This window comes from Ruegeria sp. HKCCD3925 (assembly GCF_057221175.1).
The window spans coordinates 365,285-383,484 of record NZ_JBWVBI010000003.1; the positions used below are offsets into that span (position 1 = coordinate 365,285).

The 18,200-nt window shown below is 58.2% G+C and carries 21 protein-coding genes; 2 read left to right on the top strand and 19 right to left on the bottom strand.

The features are described 5' to 3' along the window. The first annotated feature begins 35 nt into the window (after positions 1 to 35). Positions 36 to 698 carry a ligase-associated DNA damage response endonuclease PdeM gene (gene pdeM / locus AC2TEM_RS09265; RefSeq protein ID WP_480856149.1) on the top strand — a complete coding sequence of 221 codons (663 nt, stop codon included), beginning with the start codon at positions 36 to 38 and terminating at the stop codon, positions 696 to 698. A 3-nt stretch (positions 699 to 701) separates the two neighbouring features. On the opposite strand, the gene AC2TEM_RS09270 is transcribed toward pdeM, so the two are convergent. From AC2TEM_RS09270 to ruvC, 18 genes are all read right to left on the bottom strand, one after another. Continuing rightward, positions 702 to 1,331 carry a LytTR family DNA-binding domain-containing protein gene (locus AC2TEM_RS09270; protein WP_255612017.1) on the bottom strand — a complete coding sequence of 210 codons (630 nt, stop codon included), beginning with the start codon at positions 1,329 to 1,331 and terminating at the stop codon, positions 702 to 704. 329 nt (positions 1,332 to 1,660) lie between these two features. Next, positions 1,661 to 2,551 (bottom strand): bifunctional methylenetetrahydrofolate dehydrogenase/methenyltetrahydrofolate cyclohydrolase FolD, encoded by an 891-nt coding sequence (folD, locus tag AC2TEM_RS09275; protein WP_170596984.1) that lies wholly within the window; start codon positions 2,549 to 2,551, stop codon positions 1,661 to 1,663. A 53-nt stretch (positions 2,552 to 2,604) separates the two neighbouring features. Then, positions 2,605 to 2,910: a chorismate mutase gene (locus AC2TEM_RS09280; RefSeq protein ID WP_170404363.1), complete on the bottom strand. Its 306-nt coding sequence runs from the start codon at positions 2,908 to 2,910 to the stop codon at positions 2,605 to 2,607. A 57-nt stretch (positions 2,911 to 2,967) separates the two neighbouring features. Next, on the bottom strand, positions 2,968 to 4,644 hold the full coding sequence (locus AC2TEM_RS09285; protein ID WP_170424307.1) for a formate--tetrahydrofolate ligase: 1,677 nt from the start codon (positions 4,642 to 4,644) through the stop codon (positions 2,968 to 2,970). A 166-nt stretch (positions 4,645 to 4,810) separates the two neighbouring features. Then, positions 4,811 to 5,386, bottom strand: a complete 576-nt coding sequence (locus tag AC2TEM_RS09290; protein WP_170424309.1) for an MOSC domain-containing protein — start codon at positions 5,384 to 5,386, stop codon at positions 4,811 to 4,813. Between the two features lie 95 nt (positions 5,387 to 5,481). Further along, positions 5,482 to 7,398: an ATP-dependent zinc metalloprotease FtsH gene (gene ftsH, locus AC2TEM_RS09295; RefSeq protein WP_170424311.1), complete on the bottom strand. Its 1,917-nt coding sequence runs from the start codon at positions 7,396 to 7,398 to the stop codon at positions 5,482 to 5,484. Between the two features lie 77 nt (positions 7,399 to 7,475). Continuing rightward, on the bottom strand, positions 7,476 to 8,729 hold the full coding sequence (gene tilS / locus AC2TEM_RS09300) for a tRNA lysidine(34) synthetase TilS (RefSeq protein WP_170424314.1): 1,254 nt from the start codon (positions 8,727 to 8,729) through the stop codon (positions 7,476 to 7,478). Then, a complete protein-coding gene (gene ybgF, locus AC2TEM_RS09305; protein ID WP_170424526.1) occupies positions 8,726 to 9,556 on the bottom strand; it encodes a tol-pal system protein YbgF in 831 nt (276 codons plus the stop codon). The genes tilS and ybgF overlap by 4 nt, the downstream gene beginning before the upstream one ends. A 4-nt stretch (positions 9,557 to 9,560) precedes the next feature. Beyond that, positions 9,561 to 10,064 (bottom strand): peptidoglycan-associated lipoprotein Pal, encoded by a 504-nt coding sequence (pal, locus tag AC2TEM_RS09310; protein ID WP_170397385.1) that lies wholly within the window; start codon positions 10,062 to 10,064, stop codon positions 9,561 to 9,563. Between the two features lie 86 nt (positions 10,065 to 10,150). Beyond that, positions 10,151 to 11,470 carry a Tol-Pal system beta propeller repeat protein TolB gene (gene tolB, locus AC2TEM_RS09315; RefSeq protein ID WP_170424316.1) on the bottom strand — a complete coding sequence of 440 codons (1,320 nt, stop codon included), beginning with the start codon at positions 11,468 to 11,470 and terminating at the stop codon, positions 10,151 to 10,153. Beyond that, a complete protein-coding gene (locus AC2TEM_RS09320) occupies positions 11,467 to 12,570 on the bottom strand; it encodes a ribonuclease E domain-containing protein (protein ID WP_170424318.1) in 1,104 nt (367 codons plus the stop codon). Before AC2TEM_RS09320 ends, tolB begins: the two co-directional genes overlap by 4 nt. Before the next feature lie 15 nt (positions 12,571 to 12,585). Further along, positions 12,586 to 13,056 carry a protein TolR gene (gene tolR / locus AC2TEM_RS09325; RefSeq protein WP_170424320.1) on the bottom strand — a complete coding sequence of 157 codons (471 nt, stop codon included), beginning with the start codon at positions 13,054 to 13,056 and terminating at the stop codon, positions 12,586 to 12,588. Between the two features lie 2 nt (positions 13,057 to 13,058). Then, entirely contained in the window at positions 13,059 to 13,754 is a 696-nt protein-coding gene (tolQ, locus tag AC2TEM_RS09330) for a protein TolQ (protein ID WP_170397391.1), read from the bottom strand. A gap of 105 nt (positions 13,755 to 13,859) precedes the next feature. Beyond that, positions 13,860 to 14,243: a tol-pal system-associated acyl-CoA thioesterase gene (ybgC, locus tag AC2TEM_RS09335; protein WP_170424322.1), complete on the bottom strand. Its 384-nt coding sequence runs from the start codon at positions 14,241 to 14,243 to the stop codon at positions 13,860 to 13,862. Then, entirely contained in the window at positions 14,240 to 14,863 is a 624-nt protein-coding gene (locus AC2TEM_RS09340) for a hypothetical protein (RefSeq protein ID WP_170424324.1), read from the bottom strand. The genes ybgC and AC2TEM_RS09340 overlap by 4 nt, the downstream gene beginning before the upstream one ends. A gap of 64 nt (positions 14,864 to 14,927) precedes the next feature. Continuing rightward, positions 14,928 to 15,947 (bottom strand): Holliday junction branch migration DNA helicase RuvB, encoded by a 1,020-nt coding sequence (gene ruvB, locus AC2TEM_RS09345; protein WP_170397397.1) that lies wholly within the window; start codon positions 15,945 to 15,947, stop codon positions 14,928 to 14,930. A 16-nt stretch (positions 15,948 to 15,963) separates the two neighbouring features. After that, on the bottom strand, positions 15,964 to 16,641 hold the full coding sequence (gene ruvA / locus AC2TEM_RS09350) for a Holliday junction branch migration protein RuvA (RefSeq protein ID WP_170424326.1): 678 nt from the start codon (positions 16,639 to 16,641) through the stop codon (positions 15,964 to 15,966). Next, complete coding sequence (gene ruvC / locus AC2TEM_RS09355; protein WP_170404395.1) at positions 16,638 to 17,135, bottom strand: crossover junction endodeoxyribonuclease RuvC; 498 nt, start codon at positions 17,133 to 17,135, stop codon at positions 16,638 to 16,640. Before ruvC ends, ruvA begins: the two co-directional genes overlap by 4 nt. A gap of 333 nt (positions 17,136 to 17,468) precedes the next feature. Between ruvC and AC2TEM_RS09360 the strand changes: the two genes are divergently transcribed. Further along, positions 17,469 to 17,684 (top strand): DUF1127 domain-containing protein, encoded by a 216-nt coding sequence (locus tag AC2TEM_RS09360; protein ID WP_170397404.1) that lies wholly within the window; start codon positions 17,469 to 17,471, stop codon positions 17,682 to 17,684. A 108-nt stretch (positions 17,685 to 17,792) separates the two neighbouring features. Here the strand turns inward: AC2TEM_RS09360 and AC2TEM_RS09365 are convergent, their stop codons facing one another. Further along, on the bottom strand, positions 17,793 to 18,137 hold the full coding sequence (locus AC2TEM_RS09365; RefSeq protein ID WP_170424328.1) for a hypothetical protein: 345 nt from the start codon (positions 18,135 to 18,137) through the stop codon (positions 17,793 to 17,795). Between the last annotated feature and the right edge of the window lie 63 nt (positions 18,138 to 18,200).

Below are 18,200 nucleotides of genomic sequence, written 5' to 3' on the forward strand. Positions count from 1 at the left end.
TTGCGCAATCCGCAAAATCGTATGAAGAACGGATCATGAACAAGATCGCGTTTTCATTTTCTGGCCAAAACCTGACTGCGCTTGGGTCAGGCGCACTATGGTGGCCGGAACAGAGCTTGCTCTGTGTTTCCGATCTGCATTTAGGAAAATCCGAACGGATCGCCCGCAGGGGCGGCCCGACCTTGCCGCCGTATGACAGCCGCGAAACATTGACCCGATTGGCAAGTGATCTTACCCGTACCGGTGCCACGACGGTCATCTGTTTGGGGGACAGCTTTGACGATCTCGATGCCTCGGGCGCGTTGGCTGCTGAGGATAGGCAACAGATCACCGCAATGCAGGCTGGTCGACGTTGGATCTGGATCGAGGGGAACCATGACCCCGGCCCGGTAGAAATGGGCGGCACACATCTGTCCGAGTGGGCTTGCCACGATCTGATTTTTCGCCATATCGCCCAGCAAAGCAGTGCAGGTGAAGTCTCGGGCCACTACCACCCCAAAGTTAACCTCAATGCCCGAGGGCGCTCGATCACCCGCCCAGCTTTTTTGTTGGATCAATCACGTCTGATCCTTCCAGCTTATGGCGCTTACACCGGGGGGTTGCGCAGTTCAGCAGAGGCTCTGAGCGGCATCATGGCACCGGATGCGCGGGCAATTCTGACCGGCGCGCAGCCTCAACTCATCCCGATGCCCAGATAGGTTCTAGAGCAACCCGTCGTCCACGAGCTGTTGCTTGTATTTCCTGCTGACAGGAACCTGATCGCCGTTGCTTAGGTGCAAAAAGGATTTTCCCTTTTCTTTTTCGACCCCAACAATCGCCGAATCCACGACCCAGTGTGAACGGTGCGTACAATGGCCTTGTACCGGCTCCATCTCGGCAATCGCGTCGGTAAAGCGCGAGCGGATTGTAAACGTACCATCGGACGTGACCACGTCGACATAGTGATCGCGCACGGTTAACCGATAAACCTGCCCCTCGAAAGTGGCGGGCAAACGATTGAAAAGACGTGGTCTGGGTTCGAATACCGGTGCTGCGGTTTCTTCCCGCTGACGCACCAGCAAAAGTCCGGTGGCGAAGAGAAGACCATAAGGGGCGACTTTCAATATGCCCGGTGCCATCAATCCATTTAGCGTGAACAGAATCCAGGTCAGAAACCACAGTGATGGTGCAAACAATGTCAGGATCAACAGGACGAAGGCAAAATCACGGACCAGCAATCCGGATCGATTTAGCCGTTCGCGTACCAGCTTTCCAGCCGACCAAGTCGCTGCAAGCGCGAGCAGCATAACACCTGTCCAGAACACCATCCGCTGACTGAATGGCAGTGTCATATCCCGAAAGGGGGCAAAGGAATACGCCAATAAAGGAATAAAAACGAGGCCCGCCACTACCCGTTGAAGGCTTATTAACGAGAAGATCGGACTCAGCTTCATCATACCAGGTAACGCACCTCGCCAAAGGTAAAACCATGAAACACGAACAGACAGGATTATAACCCCTTAAACGGCTGGAATAGAAGGATTATCACCGACCGACGCTAGGTCAAGTCAAGATGTAGTTATATAAATATCCTAATCTAATGAAAAAGGCCGGAGAGCTTTTCGCTCTCCGGCCAATTCAATCATTGACCTTGCGCCCGAATTGGACTCGGAGGTTGCAATTAGGCAGTCAGGCCTTCCGGTTCAGGCAAGCCGTTTGCGCGGCAAGCCGCGGTGAGCGTGTTCGCAAGAAGGCAGGCGATCGTCATAGGGCCAACTCCACCGGGAACAGGGGTAATCGCACCAGCGCGTTCTGCCGCAGTGGCGTAGTCAACGTCGCCAACAAGCTTGTTCTTGCCGTCGCGTTCGATCCGGTTGATGCCGACATCGATCACGGTTGCGCCTTCCTTGATCCAGTCACCCGGAACCATCTCGGGGCGACCAACTGCGGCGACCACAATATCAGCACGACGCACAACATCGGGAAGATCTTTGGTGCGGCTATGCGCGATGGTCACAGTGCAACTGTCGCCCAGAAGCAACTGCGCCATCGGCTTGCCCACGATGTTCGACCGGCCGATCACTACAGCATCCATGCCGGACAAAGAGCCGTGGTGATCGCGCAACATCATCAGACAGCCCAGCGGAGTGCACGGCACCATTGACTTCTGACCTGTTCCCAGCAGGCCCACATTCGAGATGTGGAACCCGTCCACATCCTTTGCCGGATCGATCGTGTTGATCACCAGATCTTCGTTCAGATGCTTGGGCAGCGGCAGTTGCACCAGAATGCCGTGCACCGCAGGGTCATTGTTCAGTTTGTCAATCAGCGCCAGCAGGTCCTCTTCGGAGGTCTCTGCATCCAGCTTGTGCTCGTACGAGTTCATGCCGACCTCGACGGTCATCTTGCCCTTAGAACGGACATAGACCTGGCTGGCCGGGTCTTCGCCCACCAGAACCACCGCCAGACCGGGGGTGATGCCGTTCTCTTCTTTCAGCTTTGCAACCTGGTCAGCCACCTGCGCGCGCACTTTGGCGGCAAAGGCCTTTCCGTCGATAACCTGCGCTACCATTCTTTGATCCCTTCTTTCACAAAACGGATCGGGCGCACTAGGCGCCCGTTTCTTCAGTCTGGGCCGAGCACGCGTTCTTCGCGGGCAATCGACCAATCAATCAGTATACGCCAGAGCTTTTCGGCAAGATCGGGGTCCATACCCAACTCATCGGAGCTCTTGCGGACGCGCTGCACCACATCTTCGACACGTTCCGGGATGCGGGCGGGCAGGCCCTCGCCGGGTTTCAGCTGCGACGCGCGGTCGATATAGGTTGCGCGCGTTACCAGCAATCCAATCAATTGGCGGTCCAGCTTGTCGATCTGAGGCCGCAATTCCTGCATCGAATGACAGTCTTGCGGAGGTATCAGAGTGGGCATTTTGGTCTCCTGCGGCCCGGGGATATCCCCGGACCACGAGATGTCTTATTTGAGCGCTTAGAACAAGCCCTCGATCTCACCTGCGTCGTTAAGGCAGATGGTTTCGGCGGCCGGTTTGCGCGGCAGACCGGGCATGGTCATGATCTCACCGCAGACAACGACGATGAAACCGGCACCAGCGGAAAGGCGAACCTCACGCACCGGAACCGAGTGTCCGGTAGGCGCGCCGCGCAGGGTTGGGTCGGTCGAGAACGAATACTGGGTTTTCGCCATGCAGACCGGCAGATTTCCATAGCCCGCTTCTTCCCACTCGCGCAGTTGGTTGCGGATCTTGTTGTCGGCCAACACCTCATCGGCGCGGTAGATGCGCTTGGCGATGGTTTCGATCTTCTCGAACAGCGGCATTTCATCCGGATAGATCGGCGAGAAGTTCGCAGCGCCATTTTCGACGATTTCGACAACCTTTTCGGCCAGAGGCGCAGAGCCATCCGAACCCAGTTCCCAGTGACGCGACAGGATCGCTTCGACACCGTGTTCGGCACAGTAGCTCTTGACTGCGTCTACTTCGTCATCAGTGTCGGTAACGAAGTGGTTGATCGCTACGACAACTGGGACGCCGAACGATTTGACGTTCTCGATGTGACGACCCAGGTTGGCACAACCAGACTTCACAGCGTCGACGTTCTCGGCACCCAGATCAGCCTTGGCGACACCGCCATTCATTTTCATCGCGCGCACAGTGGCAACCAGTACCACGGCCGATGGCGCGATGCCTGCCTTGCGGCATTTGATGTTCATGAACTTCTCGGCACCCAGATCGGCACCAAAGCCCGCCTCGGTAACGACATAGTCAGCCACTTTCAGCGCGGTCTTTGTCGCGATGACCGAGTTACAGCCATGTGCGATGTTCGCGAAGGGTCCGCCATGGACAAAGGCCGGGTTGTTTTCCAGCGTCTGCACCAGGTTCGGCTGCATTGCGTCCTTCAACAGAACGGTCATCGCGCCTTCGGCTTTGATGTCACGGCAGTAGACCGGGGTCTTGTCGCGGCGGTAGGCTACGATGATGTCGCCCAGACGCTTTTCAAGGTCTTTCAGGTCGTTTGCCAGACACAGAATCGCCATCACTTCCGAGGCCACGGTGATGTCAAACCCAGCTTCACGCGGGAAGCCGTTCGACACGCCGCCCAGAGACGCAGTAATCTGACGCAGGGCACGGTCGTTCATGTCGACCACACGGCGCCATGCAACGCGGCGGGTATCGATTTCCTGCTCGTTGCCCCAATAGATGTGGTTGTCGATCATCGCCGACAGCAGCGAGTGGGCCGAGGTGATGGCGTGGAAGTCACCGGTGAAGTGCAGGTTCATCTCTTCCATCGGCACAACCTGAGCGTAACCACCGCCCGCAGCGCCACCCTTCATGCCGAAGTTCGGGCCAAGCGAGGCTTCGCGGATGCAGATCATCGCGTTCTTGCCGATGCGGTTCAGACCGTCGCCCAGACCCACGGTTGTGGTGGTCTTGCCTTCACCCGCAGGGGTCGGGTTGATCGCGGTCACAAGGATCAGCTTGCCGTCTTCGCGATCCTGAACCGAGTTGATGAAGTCCTGGCTGACCTTCGCCTTGTCATGGCCGTAAGGCAGCAAATCATCGCTGGAGATGCCCAACTTGGCACCAATTTCCTGGATCGGCTTCTTGTTTGCCTCGCGGGCAATCTCAATGTCGGATTTGTAGCTCATTGGGCAGGGTCCCTGATTGAATTCCGTGCAAAACCGACGCTCAGGCGTCGGCGCTGCGCAACATATACTGAGGTACACAAATCAGAAGGCTAAGGATTCCGACATTTTCTTGCCGCGAAACGGCGTTGCGGGAAATCGTAGTGAGCAAATCGGAAACGGATTGAACCTATGGTTGCCAAAGTGGCTGATCCGGCACAAACAATTGCATCTTGTCGCCGCGCTTCAGCGCCCCCGGTCGTTCAACCCACGCCGTAACTCCGCGCCGCCCTTTGGCCGCCGGTTTGAATGCTGCTCCGTATCCTGTGTGATCCGCCTCAATCTCGCGACCGGGAAGAACGCAGGGGGCGTTTTCCATATCCACAGTGATCGTCATGCCATTCTCGGCCTGCAACCGTGACGACGGAGGGATATGAGAGAAATCGGGGATGCCTTTCAAAACGATCGATGCCCCAAGATAAGACGGATCAAGCTCGGCCAGGTTCATCTCGGCTGCGATATCACCCAACTCCTCTGCCGACAGTACCGACAGCTGACGAACATTACGGATTTCGGTGCCCTTTTGATAGAGATTCGCTACTCGAACACAGGACGCCCTATTGAGCCCCTGATGCCGTTCCCCCTGAACGCCATCAAAATTCAGGTCCAAATCGTTGACAGGCTTGGCCCGCAAAGACTGGCCTGCTGGAACATGGCCCAGCCATACCACCTCGGCCGAATATTCAGTTTCACATAAGAACGGCATGAGATGCCCCCATTCATCTGCAGGTTTGTAGGCATAATGCCCGGCAACGCCCTGATGAAAAGAGAAAACCCGGAGGCTGGCTCCGGGTTTTGCAATTATGCGGTGGGTTCTGGTTCCATCCCGCCATCTGGCGGCGATTTCTTGGACTTGGTCTTCGGGATGGCAGTTACGCTGGGGGCGTTACCCTCATCGGGGCTGTCACCCTCATCATCGCTTTCGGTGGGCGGTTCGCCATTCATGACGCGCTTGATCTCATCGCCGGTCAGGGTCTCATACTCAAGCAGGCCTTGCGCCAGTCGCTCCCATTCCTCGTTCTTGTCGGTCAGGATCTTGTGCGCGCGTTCATAGCCTTGCTGGATCAGGCGCTTTACCTCTTCTTCAATCAGCTCTTTGGTATGGGCCGATACCGAGAACCCGGCGGTGTTGCCCTGATAGCCTTCATGCGCCTCGGCATAGTCGATGTTGCCGACCTTGTCGGACATGCCCCAGCGCATCACCATGGCGCGCGCCAACTGGCTGGCCTGCATGATATCGCCCGCAGGGCCATTCGAGACGTGGTCCTCACCATACTTGATCACTTCAGCGGCTTTACCGGCCATGGTCATGGCCAGCTTCTGCTCACACTCATCGCGATGATAGTTCAGACGATCCATTTCGGGCAGCGACACAACCATACCCAGCGCTCCACCGCGCGGAATGATGGTCGCCTTATAGACCGGATCGCACAGCGGCAGTTCCAGACCCACAACGGCATGGCCGGCCTCGTGATAGGCGGTTTTTTCCTTCTGGTCCTGCGTCAGCACCATCGAACGGCGCTCGGCCCCCATCATCACCTTGTCTTTGGCGTTCTCAAAGTCCTCCATGGTGACAAAGCGACGACCGACGCGGGCGGCCATCAATGCGGCCTCGTTCACGAGGTTCGCCAGATCAGCACCCGAAAAGCCCGGCGTGCCGCGCGCGATGATGCGCAGATCGACATCGGGACCCAGAGGCGTCTTGCGCGCGTGAACGCCCAGAATTTTTTCACGGCCTTTGATGTCGGGGTTGCCGACGGTCACGTTACGGTCAAACCGGCCCGGACGCAGCAGCGCGGGGTCCAGAACGTCCTTCCGGTTGGTGGCAGCCAGAATGATCACGCCTTCATTGGCCTCGAAACCGTCCATCTCAACCAGCAGCTGGTTGAGGGTCTGTTCGCGTTCGTCGTTACCGCCGCCATAGCCAGCACCACGATGGCGCCCCACGGCGTCAATTTCGTCGATGAACACGATACAAGGCGCGTTCTTCTTGGCTTGCTCGAACATGTCACGCACGCGCGATGCACCAACACCAACGAACATTTCAACGAAATCGGAACCCGAGATCGTAAAGAACGGCACACCTGCCTCGCCCGCAATCGCACGGGCAAGCAGCGTCTTACCAGTGCCCGGAGGGCCAACCAGCAGCGCTCCTTTGGGTATCTTACCGCCCAAACGCGAAAATTTCTGCGGGTTGCGCAGGAATTCCACGATCTCTTCCAGCTCTTCCTTGGCCTCGTCGATGCCCGCAACGTCGTCGAACGTCACCCGGCCGTGCTTTTCGGTCAGCATCTTGGCCTTGGACTTGCCAAAACCCATCGCGCCACCTTTGCCGCCACCCTGCATCCGGTTCATAAAATAGACCCAAACACCGATCAGCAGCAGGAAGGGCAGCAGCGTGATCAGGAACGACTGGAAACCCGATTGCTGCTGTTTTTCAGCACGTACGGGGATGTTCTTGTCGATCAGCAGCTTCGTCACCTCGGCATCGGTGGGTTTGATGGTGACAAAGTCCTGATTCTCATTCGTGCGATAGCGGATCTGTTCGCCATCCAGCGTCACGCTGGTGACGTCTCCGGCGTCCACGGCGCTGACGAATTCGGAATAGGTGCGTTCATTGTTCTGAAGCGACCCGCTGGGTCCACTGAACAGGTTGAACAGTGCCAGGATCAGCAGAAACAGAACGACCCAGAAGGCGATATTGCGAGCGTTGCCCAAGGAAAATCTCCCGAAAGGTTTCGGCAGGTCGGGACCTGCCGGGGTTGTTCCTTAAAATAGAGAGGATTGTGGCAGGTTCAATGAGATAAAATCACCGCATCGAAGTCGGACCTTTCTGGAAGCAGTTCGGCGCGCCATCCGTTTGCAAAACCGGCCAGAGGTGCCGCCAATAGCTTGCCTCCAACCCAGACCGAGGGCGTCGACAGCACGGCAGCGCGAGGTTTGCCGACAGAGCGCCAGTTTTCCAGCTGCAAAATACCATCCTCCCCAAGCACCCGGATTTCCGCAACTTCAGTTTTTGGCCCGGACATAATCCAACGCCTGTCCCAAGGTTCTGAGGCGCGCGCGAGCTGATTGCTGACGGCGTTTAGCTCTCTGCAAATCCAAGTTTTTTTGCCTTCCGGGATTAAAATGCATCCCCCCAGGGTGGCCGTCTGAGCAGACGAAATCGCATCCAGCACTTGATCCACCGCTTTGTGTCGCGGCGGATATTCTCCACCCGTGATCCATGAAACAGACGCAATCACAAGCCGACGACAGATTTCTTCGGGCAGAGTTTCGAACCCATCGCGATCGATGCAAAGATCGCCATCCGCCACCGTGAAGAACCGGAGAGCGGATTCCTGCGCGTATTGCGCCAATGCTTCACGCGCTTGTGCCATATTTTCAGCGACCCGTGATAATGACTCTGCCGTGATCCCGATTTGATTTAATCCTAACAGGGCCTGGCGGGCTTTGATCCGGTCAAAACGAGGGTCCTGATTCGACGGATCATCAATCCACGAAATACCTTGCGCAGTCAGATATTCCCGAAGATCGGAGCGTGTCGTGGACAGCAATGGGCGCAGCAATGTGACCAGACCTTCTTTTCGCGATACAGCCATGGCCGAAAGCCCCGAAACGCCCGAAGCACGGGCCAGCCGCATCAGTACCGTTTCAGCCTGATCATCCTCCGTGTGGCCCAGCGCAACTGCCTCTAGGCCCTTCGATTCGGCCCACGCGACCAGCAACCGGTATCTCGCACGCCGCGCCTGATCCTGCAGATTTCCGGATCCATCCCACCCCTGCCATTTCAGCGTTTCATGAGGAATGCCTAAGCGCTGCGCCAGGGTTGCGACAGCCAAGGCCTCTGAGGCTGATTCAGGTCGCAGACCGTGGTCAACGGTCGCTGCAAACAACTCGATATTCTCTTGTCGCGCAATATCAACCAGCAAATGCAACAGGGCGGTCGAATCGCTGCCCCCTGATACCGCCACCCCCAGCCGGCGCGGTGGTGGATCCGGCAGACCCGCCCGCAGATTTGCCCGAAGCGTATCGGCGTCAGAGGTCAAGAACAGCCCAGTGTTGCCATTTCTTGTGTGGCCGAAGCAGCTGGTGCCGATGCCGGAAATCGTACGCCAACTTCGCCGAGAGTGATGCAAGCCTGATCGGTTTGGCCCAGCTGTCCAAGCGCTGCGCCCAACTCAAACAACGCCTCGGGTGCCAGAGGCCCTTCGGAGTCGCCCGTGAAGCTGGCCAGAAAGGCGCGCGCCGCTTCGCGTGTATCGCCTACCCCTTTCAGCGCCTGCCCGCGCCGCAGGTTGGCTTGGCTCGCCAGCGGGCTGCCCGGATAGGACTGGTCGAATTGCGCAAACAGATCGGCCGCGGTCTGGAAATCTCCATCCACCAGGGCCTGCGAAGCGGCATCAAAATCCGCTTGTTCACCGACTGCAAGCTCCCCCTGATCAGTGACCGTGGGTTGCGTAGGGTTGGGGGTGGGTGCCACAGCCACATCGGTCGATGTCTCACCACCCAGCGTTGAGGTTTCGCCCAGCGCGCTCAGATCACCGCCTTCAAGTTCAACCAGACGAAACTCCAAATCACCTATACGATTGGTGCCATCGGTCACGACATTCTGCACCCTTTGGTTCAACTGCTCGGTCTGGCGTGTCAGGCGCTGCAATTCTGCCTCGATCGCATCAACGCGCTCAAGCACGGAACTGCCGGACAGGTTTGGCGCAGGGGAACCAGTGGTTGAAAACTCGCGCTTGAGGCGTTGGATTTCCACGTGAAGCACCGTCAGCTCCTGACGGATATCCGCCAAAGTCTGCTGATCCTGAGCCTGTGCCACACCAGCGACGGCCACAACCGCCGCCAGAACCAATCCTGCAATTCGCATCATCTTACCCCAAGGTTGAGCCTGTCAGCACCGTCACCGCGCGGCGGTTTTTCGAATAGCAATCCTCGGTGCTGCAAATTTCGATCGGGCGTTCCTTGCCATAGCTGACGGTGGTCAACCGGTTGCCTGCCACCCCGCGCGAGATCAGATACTCCCGCGCCGCATTGGCCCGACGAGCTCCAAGCGCAAGGTTGTATTCGCGCGTGCCCTGCTCGTCCGCATGGCCTTCGATATTGGCGACAAAATCCGGATTGGCGAGCAGCCAATCGGCCTGCCCTTGCAGAATCGTCTGCGCCTGCGGGCTGAGCGTGGACTGATCGACCGCGAACAGAACCCGGTCACCAACTGTTTGCTGGAAATAGGCTGGCGAACGCGGATCACTGGGTGAGCCCGGAACCAGTGCGCCGCTGCCACCAGCGCCGCCACCCAGAGCCGACGGATCATTATTGGAACAGGCCGCAATCAGGGTCAGCGCCCCAATTGCCGCGACTTTGCTCAACAGTTTCATCTCAAGTGCCTCGTGTTTCGTTGTTTATTGCCGCGCTTCTATCACATTGCGGGTTTGTTGTGAACTTTACCTGCGGTCTGTTCCAATCAATTCTGCAGTGGCCCCCAAGACGGGTCGCTACCGCCATCCGGCGTTCTAACAGGACGCAAGTTACGGCCCGAAATATCCACAGAGTAAAGCGTCGATCGACCGCTTGCCCCCTGAGTTTCGCGGGTGAACATTATGACCCGCCCGTTTGACGACCAAGTGGGACCTTCGTCCAGGAACGAGGCGGTCAAAAGGCGCTCTTCGCTGCCATCTGTGCGCATAACACCGATGTGGAAGCGACCTTTGTTCTGCTTGGTAAAGGCAATCAAGTCACCACGCGGAGACCAGACCGGCGTGCCATAGCGGCCTTGCCCAAAACTGATCCGCGTTGCCTCGCCTCCGTTGGCGGGCATGATGTAAAGCTGCGGAGTGCCCGACCGGTCGCTTTCAAACACGATCCGACTGCCATCCGGCGCATAGCTTGGTGCAGTTTCAATCGCGGGCGTATTGGTCAGTCGCACGCTTTGGCCCGAGGCCAGATCCATTTTCCACAAATCCGTGTTTCCGCCTTGGGTCAACGAATAAACAATTGAACGACCATCCGGAGAGAAGCGCGGTGAGAAACTCATGGTGCCTTCCTGCGTTTTCAACTCTTGCCGCTCCACGCGGCCGACATCCAGAACGTAAATACGCGGCTGACCGGTCTCGTAGCTGGTATAGAGCAACTGGTCGCCCGTCGGTGAGAACCGAGGCGCCAGAACAATCGCTGCGCTGTCGGTCAGATACTGCACATTCGCGCCGTCATAATCCATGATCGCCAACCGCTTGCGCCGCTGATCCTTAGGGCCGCTTTCCGACACGAACGCGACTCGGCTGTCAAAGTAAGCACCCTCGCCGGTGATCCGGGTATAGACCTGATCGGCCACCTTATGCGCCATGCGACGCCAGCCGTCGGTGGTGCCCGCAAACTGCAACCCATTGCCCAGTTCCTGACCCGAGAACACGTCCCAAACCCGGAACCGCACCGTCAGCCGTTTGCCCGAAACATTGACCGCCCCTGTCACCAGTGCCTGCGCGTTGATCGCTTTCCAATCGGCAAACTGCACCGGGGCATCAAAACTACTGACCCGGCTGATGAATGCATCCGACGAGATTTCGCGGAACAAACCCGTTCCCGTCAGGTCCGATACCACCACGCGCGAGATGTCTTGCGCATATTGTGCGGCCGAAGGTCCGTCCGGCACAAAGCTCGGTACCGCAAATGGCATCGGCTCGATGATCCCTTCATCGATTTCCAGACGCAGCGGGCCACTTTGGGCGTAGGCCGAGGTCGAAAGAAGGGTCAGGCCAATTAAGAGGCTGGTCAGAAGTTTCATCATTTGATCCGCATCCTCTCGGGATTGAATGTAATCTCAATATCCTGCCATTGATCGTATTTGTCAGCAGGTAGGTCATATCCTTTAGACCCACAGCGCAAAATTGCGCGGCGCGCGGCTTCGTAGGCTTGTTTTGCTGATGCGGCCGAGCCGCCTGTACTGTCGAGTAGCTGCAAACTGCCGCCAACCACTTTGCCATCTCTGGTCAACGAAAACCCGACAACAACCACGGTTTCCAGCGCATCCGTCGACAGGGACCCGACATTCCAACACCGCGACACCGCAACCCGCATCGCGTCTTTTTCACCGCTTGTCAGTGGTGGGCCCGAAGGTTCGGTGCCATTGCCCAATGCTTCGGCCAAGGCGTCATTTATCGCTTGCTCGTTTTGCGCAGGTTCAGTCGGCGCGGGCTCGGGCGTTTCTGCAACCTCAGGCTCTGGCTGGGGTGCCGGCCGGTTCGGGCGCACGCGCGGACGAGGAGAGGTTCGCGGGGCCGGATCTTCGACTTCTTCCGCCTCGGTCACAATCTCGGGCGCGGCCTCTTCCGGTGCCGTTTGATCTTGCTGTTCTTGTTGGATTTCCGCCCCTTCATCCAGCGAAACCGGAGGGGTTTCAATGTCATCCGGCTTGGCCTCGGGCGGAGGAGGAGCAATCTGCTCGGGCGCGATCTTATCCGCAGGGCTTGGTTCGGCCTCTGGGCCCGGAGGCGCAGGAAGCGCCGCCAGCTCAGGCTCGGGCTCTTCAAGCGTCGGAGGTTGTTCGATCAGTTCGGGCTCGGGCGGGACTTCCACCGTTTCCGGTTCCGGCTCGGGCTCAGGTTCCGGCTCGGGCTGGGCAACCGGCTCAGGTTCGGGCGTTTCTTCCGGCGTCGGGTCCAGTATTTCGATCTTATCAGGTTCTGCAGGCTGTTGCAGTTCAGCCGGGTCAGTCGGCACCTCGGGTGCCTCGCGTTGCGCGGTCATGGCCGCAAACTGCTCAGCCGAGATCACCGAGACATCCTGTACAGCCATCGGCAACGGCTCGGACCGGAAGGTCCCGCCGATCAGCGCCCAGCCAATCAGGCTGACATGCGCAATTGCCGAAATCTTGGTGCCGGTATCCACCGCGCAGCCTCACTCTCACCCTTCGTCCAGCGTTGGCCCGCCGGTATCGGTCACAAGGCCAACGTTGGAAAACCCGCCCGCGTTCAAAGCACCCATGACCTGCATCACTTGCGCATATGGAATCGCGCCGTCAGCACGCAAGAACACGCGGTCGCTGCTGCGCTCAGCTGCGATCGCGCGCAGCTTACCGATCAGTTCTTCGCGCAGCACATCCGTGGTCTGGATCTGCACGCGCCCATCTGCGGTCAAGGTCACGGTCAGCGGCTCTTCGTTGTCACCGGGTAAGGCACTTGCGGCAGTCTTGGGCAGATCGACAGGTACGCCGACGGTCAACAATGGGGCCGCCACCATAAAGATGATCAGCAACACCAGCATGACATCAACAAAGGGCGTCACGTTGATCTCGGCCATCGGTTGGGCGCGCCCGCGCCGCCGTCCGCGCCTGCGTCCGTTCCCGCCCGAGCTTTGCTGAACTGCCGCACCCATCGTCAGCTATCCAACTGACGCGACAGGATAGTGGCGAATTCATCGGCAAAGGCCTCGTAGCCGCCGACGATGCGGTCACTGTCTGCGCTGAGTTTATTATAGAATATCACCGCCGGGATCGCGGCCAGCAAGCCAAGACCGGTGGCCAGCAACGCCTCGGCAATACCCGGGGCCACTACGGCGAGGTTTGTGTTCTGCTGCTCGGCAATCTCGATAAAGGCATTCATGATGCCCCAAACGGTGCCAAACAGGCCGATAAACGGCGCTGTCGATCCGACAGTGGCCAGAATGGGCAACCCTTTTTGCAGACCCTCAGCCTCTTTCGCGATCGCCACGTCCATCGAGCGATCGATCCGCGCCGTCGCCCCTGCGATCAAGCCGCCATCGGTGCGGTGCGAGCGTCGCCACTCGATCATCCCCGCCGCGAAAATCTTCTCGGAACTGCCATCGGGCTGGGTTCCGATCTGCTCGAACAGCTCATCCAGCGGATTGCCAGACCAGAAGCTTTCATCGAATACCTGCGCCTCGCGCCGCGCGGCTCGGTAGTTGATCAGTTTCTGAATGATAATGCCCCAGGACCAGATGGATGCACCGATCAGCATCAACATCACCAGTTTGACGATAAAGGTCGCGCGGGCATACAGCCCCCACATGGAGAAATCGATCTCCTGCGCCAGCGCCAGCGTTTCAGCTTCCATGAACCTGCTCTTTGTTTTGCCTGATGGCCATTTGGCCTTGTTTTGCCAAACGCTAACGCAGATGGAGATGAAAAGCCAACAGAACCACCCCGGAGGCTGAAAATGTTACATCAATGCGCGAATCTCTGCCGGAAGACGAACGGGCTTACCTTGCGCATTCATGCAGACAGCCGTTACCTCGGCGCGGAAAATCTCGGTCTCGCCACGCTTGACCAATTGCGACATTGTCAACCGAGCGCCCGATAGCGAAACCATCTCGGTCTCGACCATCAGCTCGTCTTCAAACCTAGCGGCGGCGAGATAATCCGCCTCGATCCGCCGCACGACCCAGACAATGCCTGCGTCCCGCATCGCGTTCTGATCATTACCCAGTTTACGCACCCAGTCCGACCGGGCGCGTTCGATGTATCTCAGATAATTTGCGTGATAGACCACGCCTCCCATGTCGGTGTCTTCGTAATAAACACGGACCGGGTAGTGATGCTTCATTGCGACGGCTCCAATCTGGCGAACAAGCGCAGCGCATGAGAGGGGTCCTGCGCGGCACCGGGCAGAACAGGATCGTAGGCGGCGCGGATCAAGGCCGCAATATCAGGCCGCAAGATCGTCGCGTCACCAGCAATCGCCAGAGGTGAGGCGCTGCGAAAGGCAGTATCGGACCAAAGCAGGATCGTTTGTACGACCTGGTTTAGCGCCAGCGTTTCTGCCGGCACTTTCGACAGCTCTTTGTCCATGCGCAAAAACACAAATGCCGCGCGGATGGCGCCGTCTTCTTCGAACCGGAAAATGCGATACTGATTGGCATCGGCAGCCACCAGCCGGTCAACCAGTGGGGCCAGATCCGGGATCAGGCGATCCAGATCGGGCACGTCCAACAATTCCTGCCACTCACGGAAGAAGAACACCATGCAATTGGCACCCAGTTCGGGATCCGTCTCGGCCATCTTGTGATTTGCCAGAGTGACAACCGCCTCGAACGCACCTTTTACGGTCGACAGCGTTTCATCCTCGACACCAAACACGATGGGCACGATGGGTCTGCCCCAGCGCGCAAACAGAAACTCACCGCTTTCTCGTGTGAACAGCGCCTCAATCTCATCGGGTGTCACGCCCCAGTCCTTCTTCTCGATTTAGATACGACGGCCTGAGGCTTAAAATCTAATGCGCCCCACTTCAACCAAACAGATCGCTCTGTCCTTTGGGTGCAGCCATCCCCAGATGCGTCCATGCCTTTTGCGCCAGCATCCGTCCGCGCGGAGTGCGCTGGATCAGGCCTTGCTGCAGGAGATAAGGCTCGATCACCTCTTCCAGCGAATCCCGGCTTTCGGACAACGCCGCCGAGAGTGTTTCAATCCCCACTGGCCCGCCCGCATAGTTCTCGGCAATCAGCTTCAAATACCGGCGGTCGGCCCCGTCCAGACCAAGGTTATCGACCCCCAGCCGGGTCAGTGACCCATCCGCCAAGTCGCGCGTAATCCGCCCATCGCCTTCGACGATGGCAAAATCCACTACGCGTCTCAGCAGACGACCGGCGATCCGTGGTGTTCCACGAGACCTGCGCGCGATCTCACGCGCGCCTTCGTCATCCGCAGGTGCGCCCAGTTTGCGGGCATTGCGGGTGACGATCTCGTGCAACTCGTCGACCGTATAGAACTGCAGCCGGGTCGGGATGCCAAACCGATCGCGCAACGGCGTGGTCAGCAACCCCATCCGCGTTGTCGCCCCGACCAGCGTAAATGGCTGCAGCTCGATCCGTACAGTCCGCGCCGCCGGACCTTCACCAATGACAAGATCCAGCTCGAAATCCTCCATCGCGGGGTACAGCACCTCTTCGACCGCCGGGTTCAGACGGTGAATCTCGTCGATGAACAAGACATCCCGCGATTCCAGATTGGTCAGAATCGCCGCCAAATCCCCCGCCTTGGCCAGAACCGGCCCCGAGGTCATGCGGAAATTCACTCCCAACTCGCGCGCCATGATCTGCGCAAGCGTGGTCTTACCCAATCCAGGTGGACCATGGAACAGCGTGTGATCCATCGCCTCACCGCGTTGGCGGGCCGACTGGATGAAGATGCGTAGGTTGGCCCGCGCCTCGGCCTGACCAATGAATTCATCCAGCCCCTGCGGGCGCAGGGCGCGGTCATTGTCCTCGGGCATCGGTTCGGGTCGCAGGGCGGGATCAGCGTCTACCATTCAGTTACCCTTTCACTCAGCCCTTGGGGGCCAGTAGCTTCAGCGCGGCGCGTATCAGATCGGCCTCGCCCGCATCTGGCATATTAGCCGCTGCCTCGGCCACGGCCGATGCCGCCTCGGACGGTCCATAGCCCAGATTGCCCAACGCCGACAGCGCATCCGCAGAAGCAGCGGCAGCGCCCGAGGCCGGTTTGGCCACCCGTTTCGGAACAGGCGCAGGCTCGGTCGTCTCAACCACTTCAAGTGCCGGGCCATCCATCGCTTCGGTCACCGTGCCGCCCATCGCCATCACACCCGGGGCCTTGTCCTTGAGGTCAAGAACGATCCGTTGCGCGGTCTTGGGGCCGACACCCTTTGCGGCCTTCACGGCCCCCCAGTCGCCCAAGGCAATCGCGCGGCTGACACCATCGGGCCCCAGCGCACTAAGAATGGCCAGCGATACCTTCGCACCCACACCCTGAACCGAGCACAGCAGACGGTGCCATTCCTTCTCGACCAAGGACAGAAAACCATAAAGCTGCATCAGGTCTTCGCGCACGACCATATCGGTGTAGATTGACATTGCCTCACCCACCCCCGGCAGGGCCGCCATGGTCCGGTCCGAGCAATAGACGATATAGCCGACCCCCCGCACGTCGATCAGAACGTGATCCGCCGCGCGGTAATCCAGCCGTCCAGTGAGCTTGCCGATCATGCGCGTACCTCTTTCATCCGTGCCTGCGGTGCGGCGCCATAGTAGGAATGGCAGATGGCAATCGCCAATGCATCCGCAGCATCCGCCCCTTTGGGGGAACAACCGGGCAGTTGGAGTTTGACCATATGCAGAACCTGCTCTTTTTCGGCGTGCCCGACGCCCACCACCGTTTTCTTGACGCGGTTGGGGGCGTACTCGCCAACCGGCAAACCCGCCTGCGCAAGCGTCAGAAGCGCGACACCACGCGCCTGACCCAGTTTCAGTGTACCGGCCCCATCTTTGTTGACGAAGGTCTGTTCAATTGCCGCCTGATCTGGATTGTGCTCGGCGATGACTTCGACGATTTGATTGTGTAGCGACAGCAGCCTTTCCCCCAGATCATCACCATCGGATTTGCACAATCCATTCGCAACGTGGCTCAGGCGGCTGCCATGCGATTCGATGACGCCCCATCCCAAGGTTCTAAGCCCTGGATCAATGCCCAGAATTCGCATGTTTTGTCTCGGCCTGCTCGGGTTTGTGTGATCTTTTTTCATCGACTAGCACGAAGCGTGAACATTTTCCAAGGAAATCAACTCAAGGTCCAAAACCGACATTCATGTCGCCTCCGGTTCCTCGCGGCCTGTTTGCGACCGGGTTAGGTTCGTTTTCGACGCTTTTCCGATCGAACTTTTACCAATGATTTAAGGGGTTTTCATCAATTTCGAGCGTTGCAAAAAATGCATAGGACACATGCAATTTCTGCGCTTGCGCACGGCGAAACTCATCACTAGATGCCGCTCAGATCGCAAGATCAGAGTTTAACACAAACCAGAAGGAAACAGGATATGGCTGCACTGGATACCACCCGCACCACCACTGGCTCATTCGGCCTCGTCGGCCGTATCGGCGCACTTTTTGCATCGGTTGTAAACGCCGTTGTTGAATGGAATGACGCCCGCGCAACCCGTAACGCGCTGAACGGTCTTTCTGACCGCGAACTGGACGATATCGGACTATGCCGCGGCGACATCGACGTTGTCGCCGAAGGCCGCCGTTACTGAGATAACGGACTACCGCATAAGCCCCTTCCTCCTCCCTGTGGGGCAAACAGAAACACCGCACGCCGTGAGGCATGCGGTGTTTTTATTAGGAGGGTGCAAGATATCCGGTTAGAACCATACCTTGTTCAGTTGGCTCGAGAAAAACGCGGTCACCGGATCGGCCTGCATGATCCAGGCGCCAGCTTTCTCAACCGGCGTGCCCTGATTCAGGCTTTCAACACGCGTTTCGTACGCAGTCGGGCCAAGATGAGACAGTAAAAAGGTCTTGAAGGCAAAGAAGCCAACCAAACACAGTAACAAAACCCTCGCTGGAACTGCTGAACGCATACGCTGTGGTTTCATCACCACCAGCCCGTCTGAGCGCAACGTGGCACGATAGCCGCGGCTGAGTTTCTGGTGCTTTTTGTTCAAACGCGAGATGCGTTGATCGAATTCGAGTTGTTTTCCTGTCATGGCAGCCTCCGAAAACCGCCCCCCGAGTGCATTGAAAGACGGTAATTAGAGAATGCGACAAAA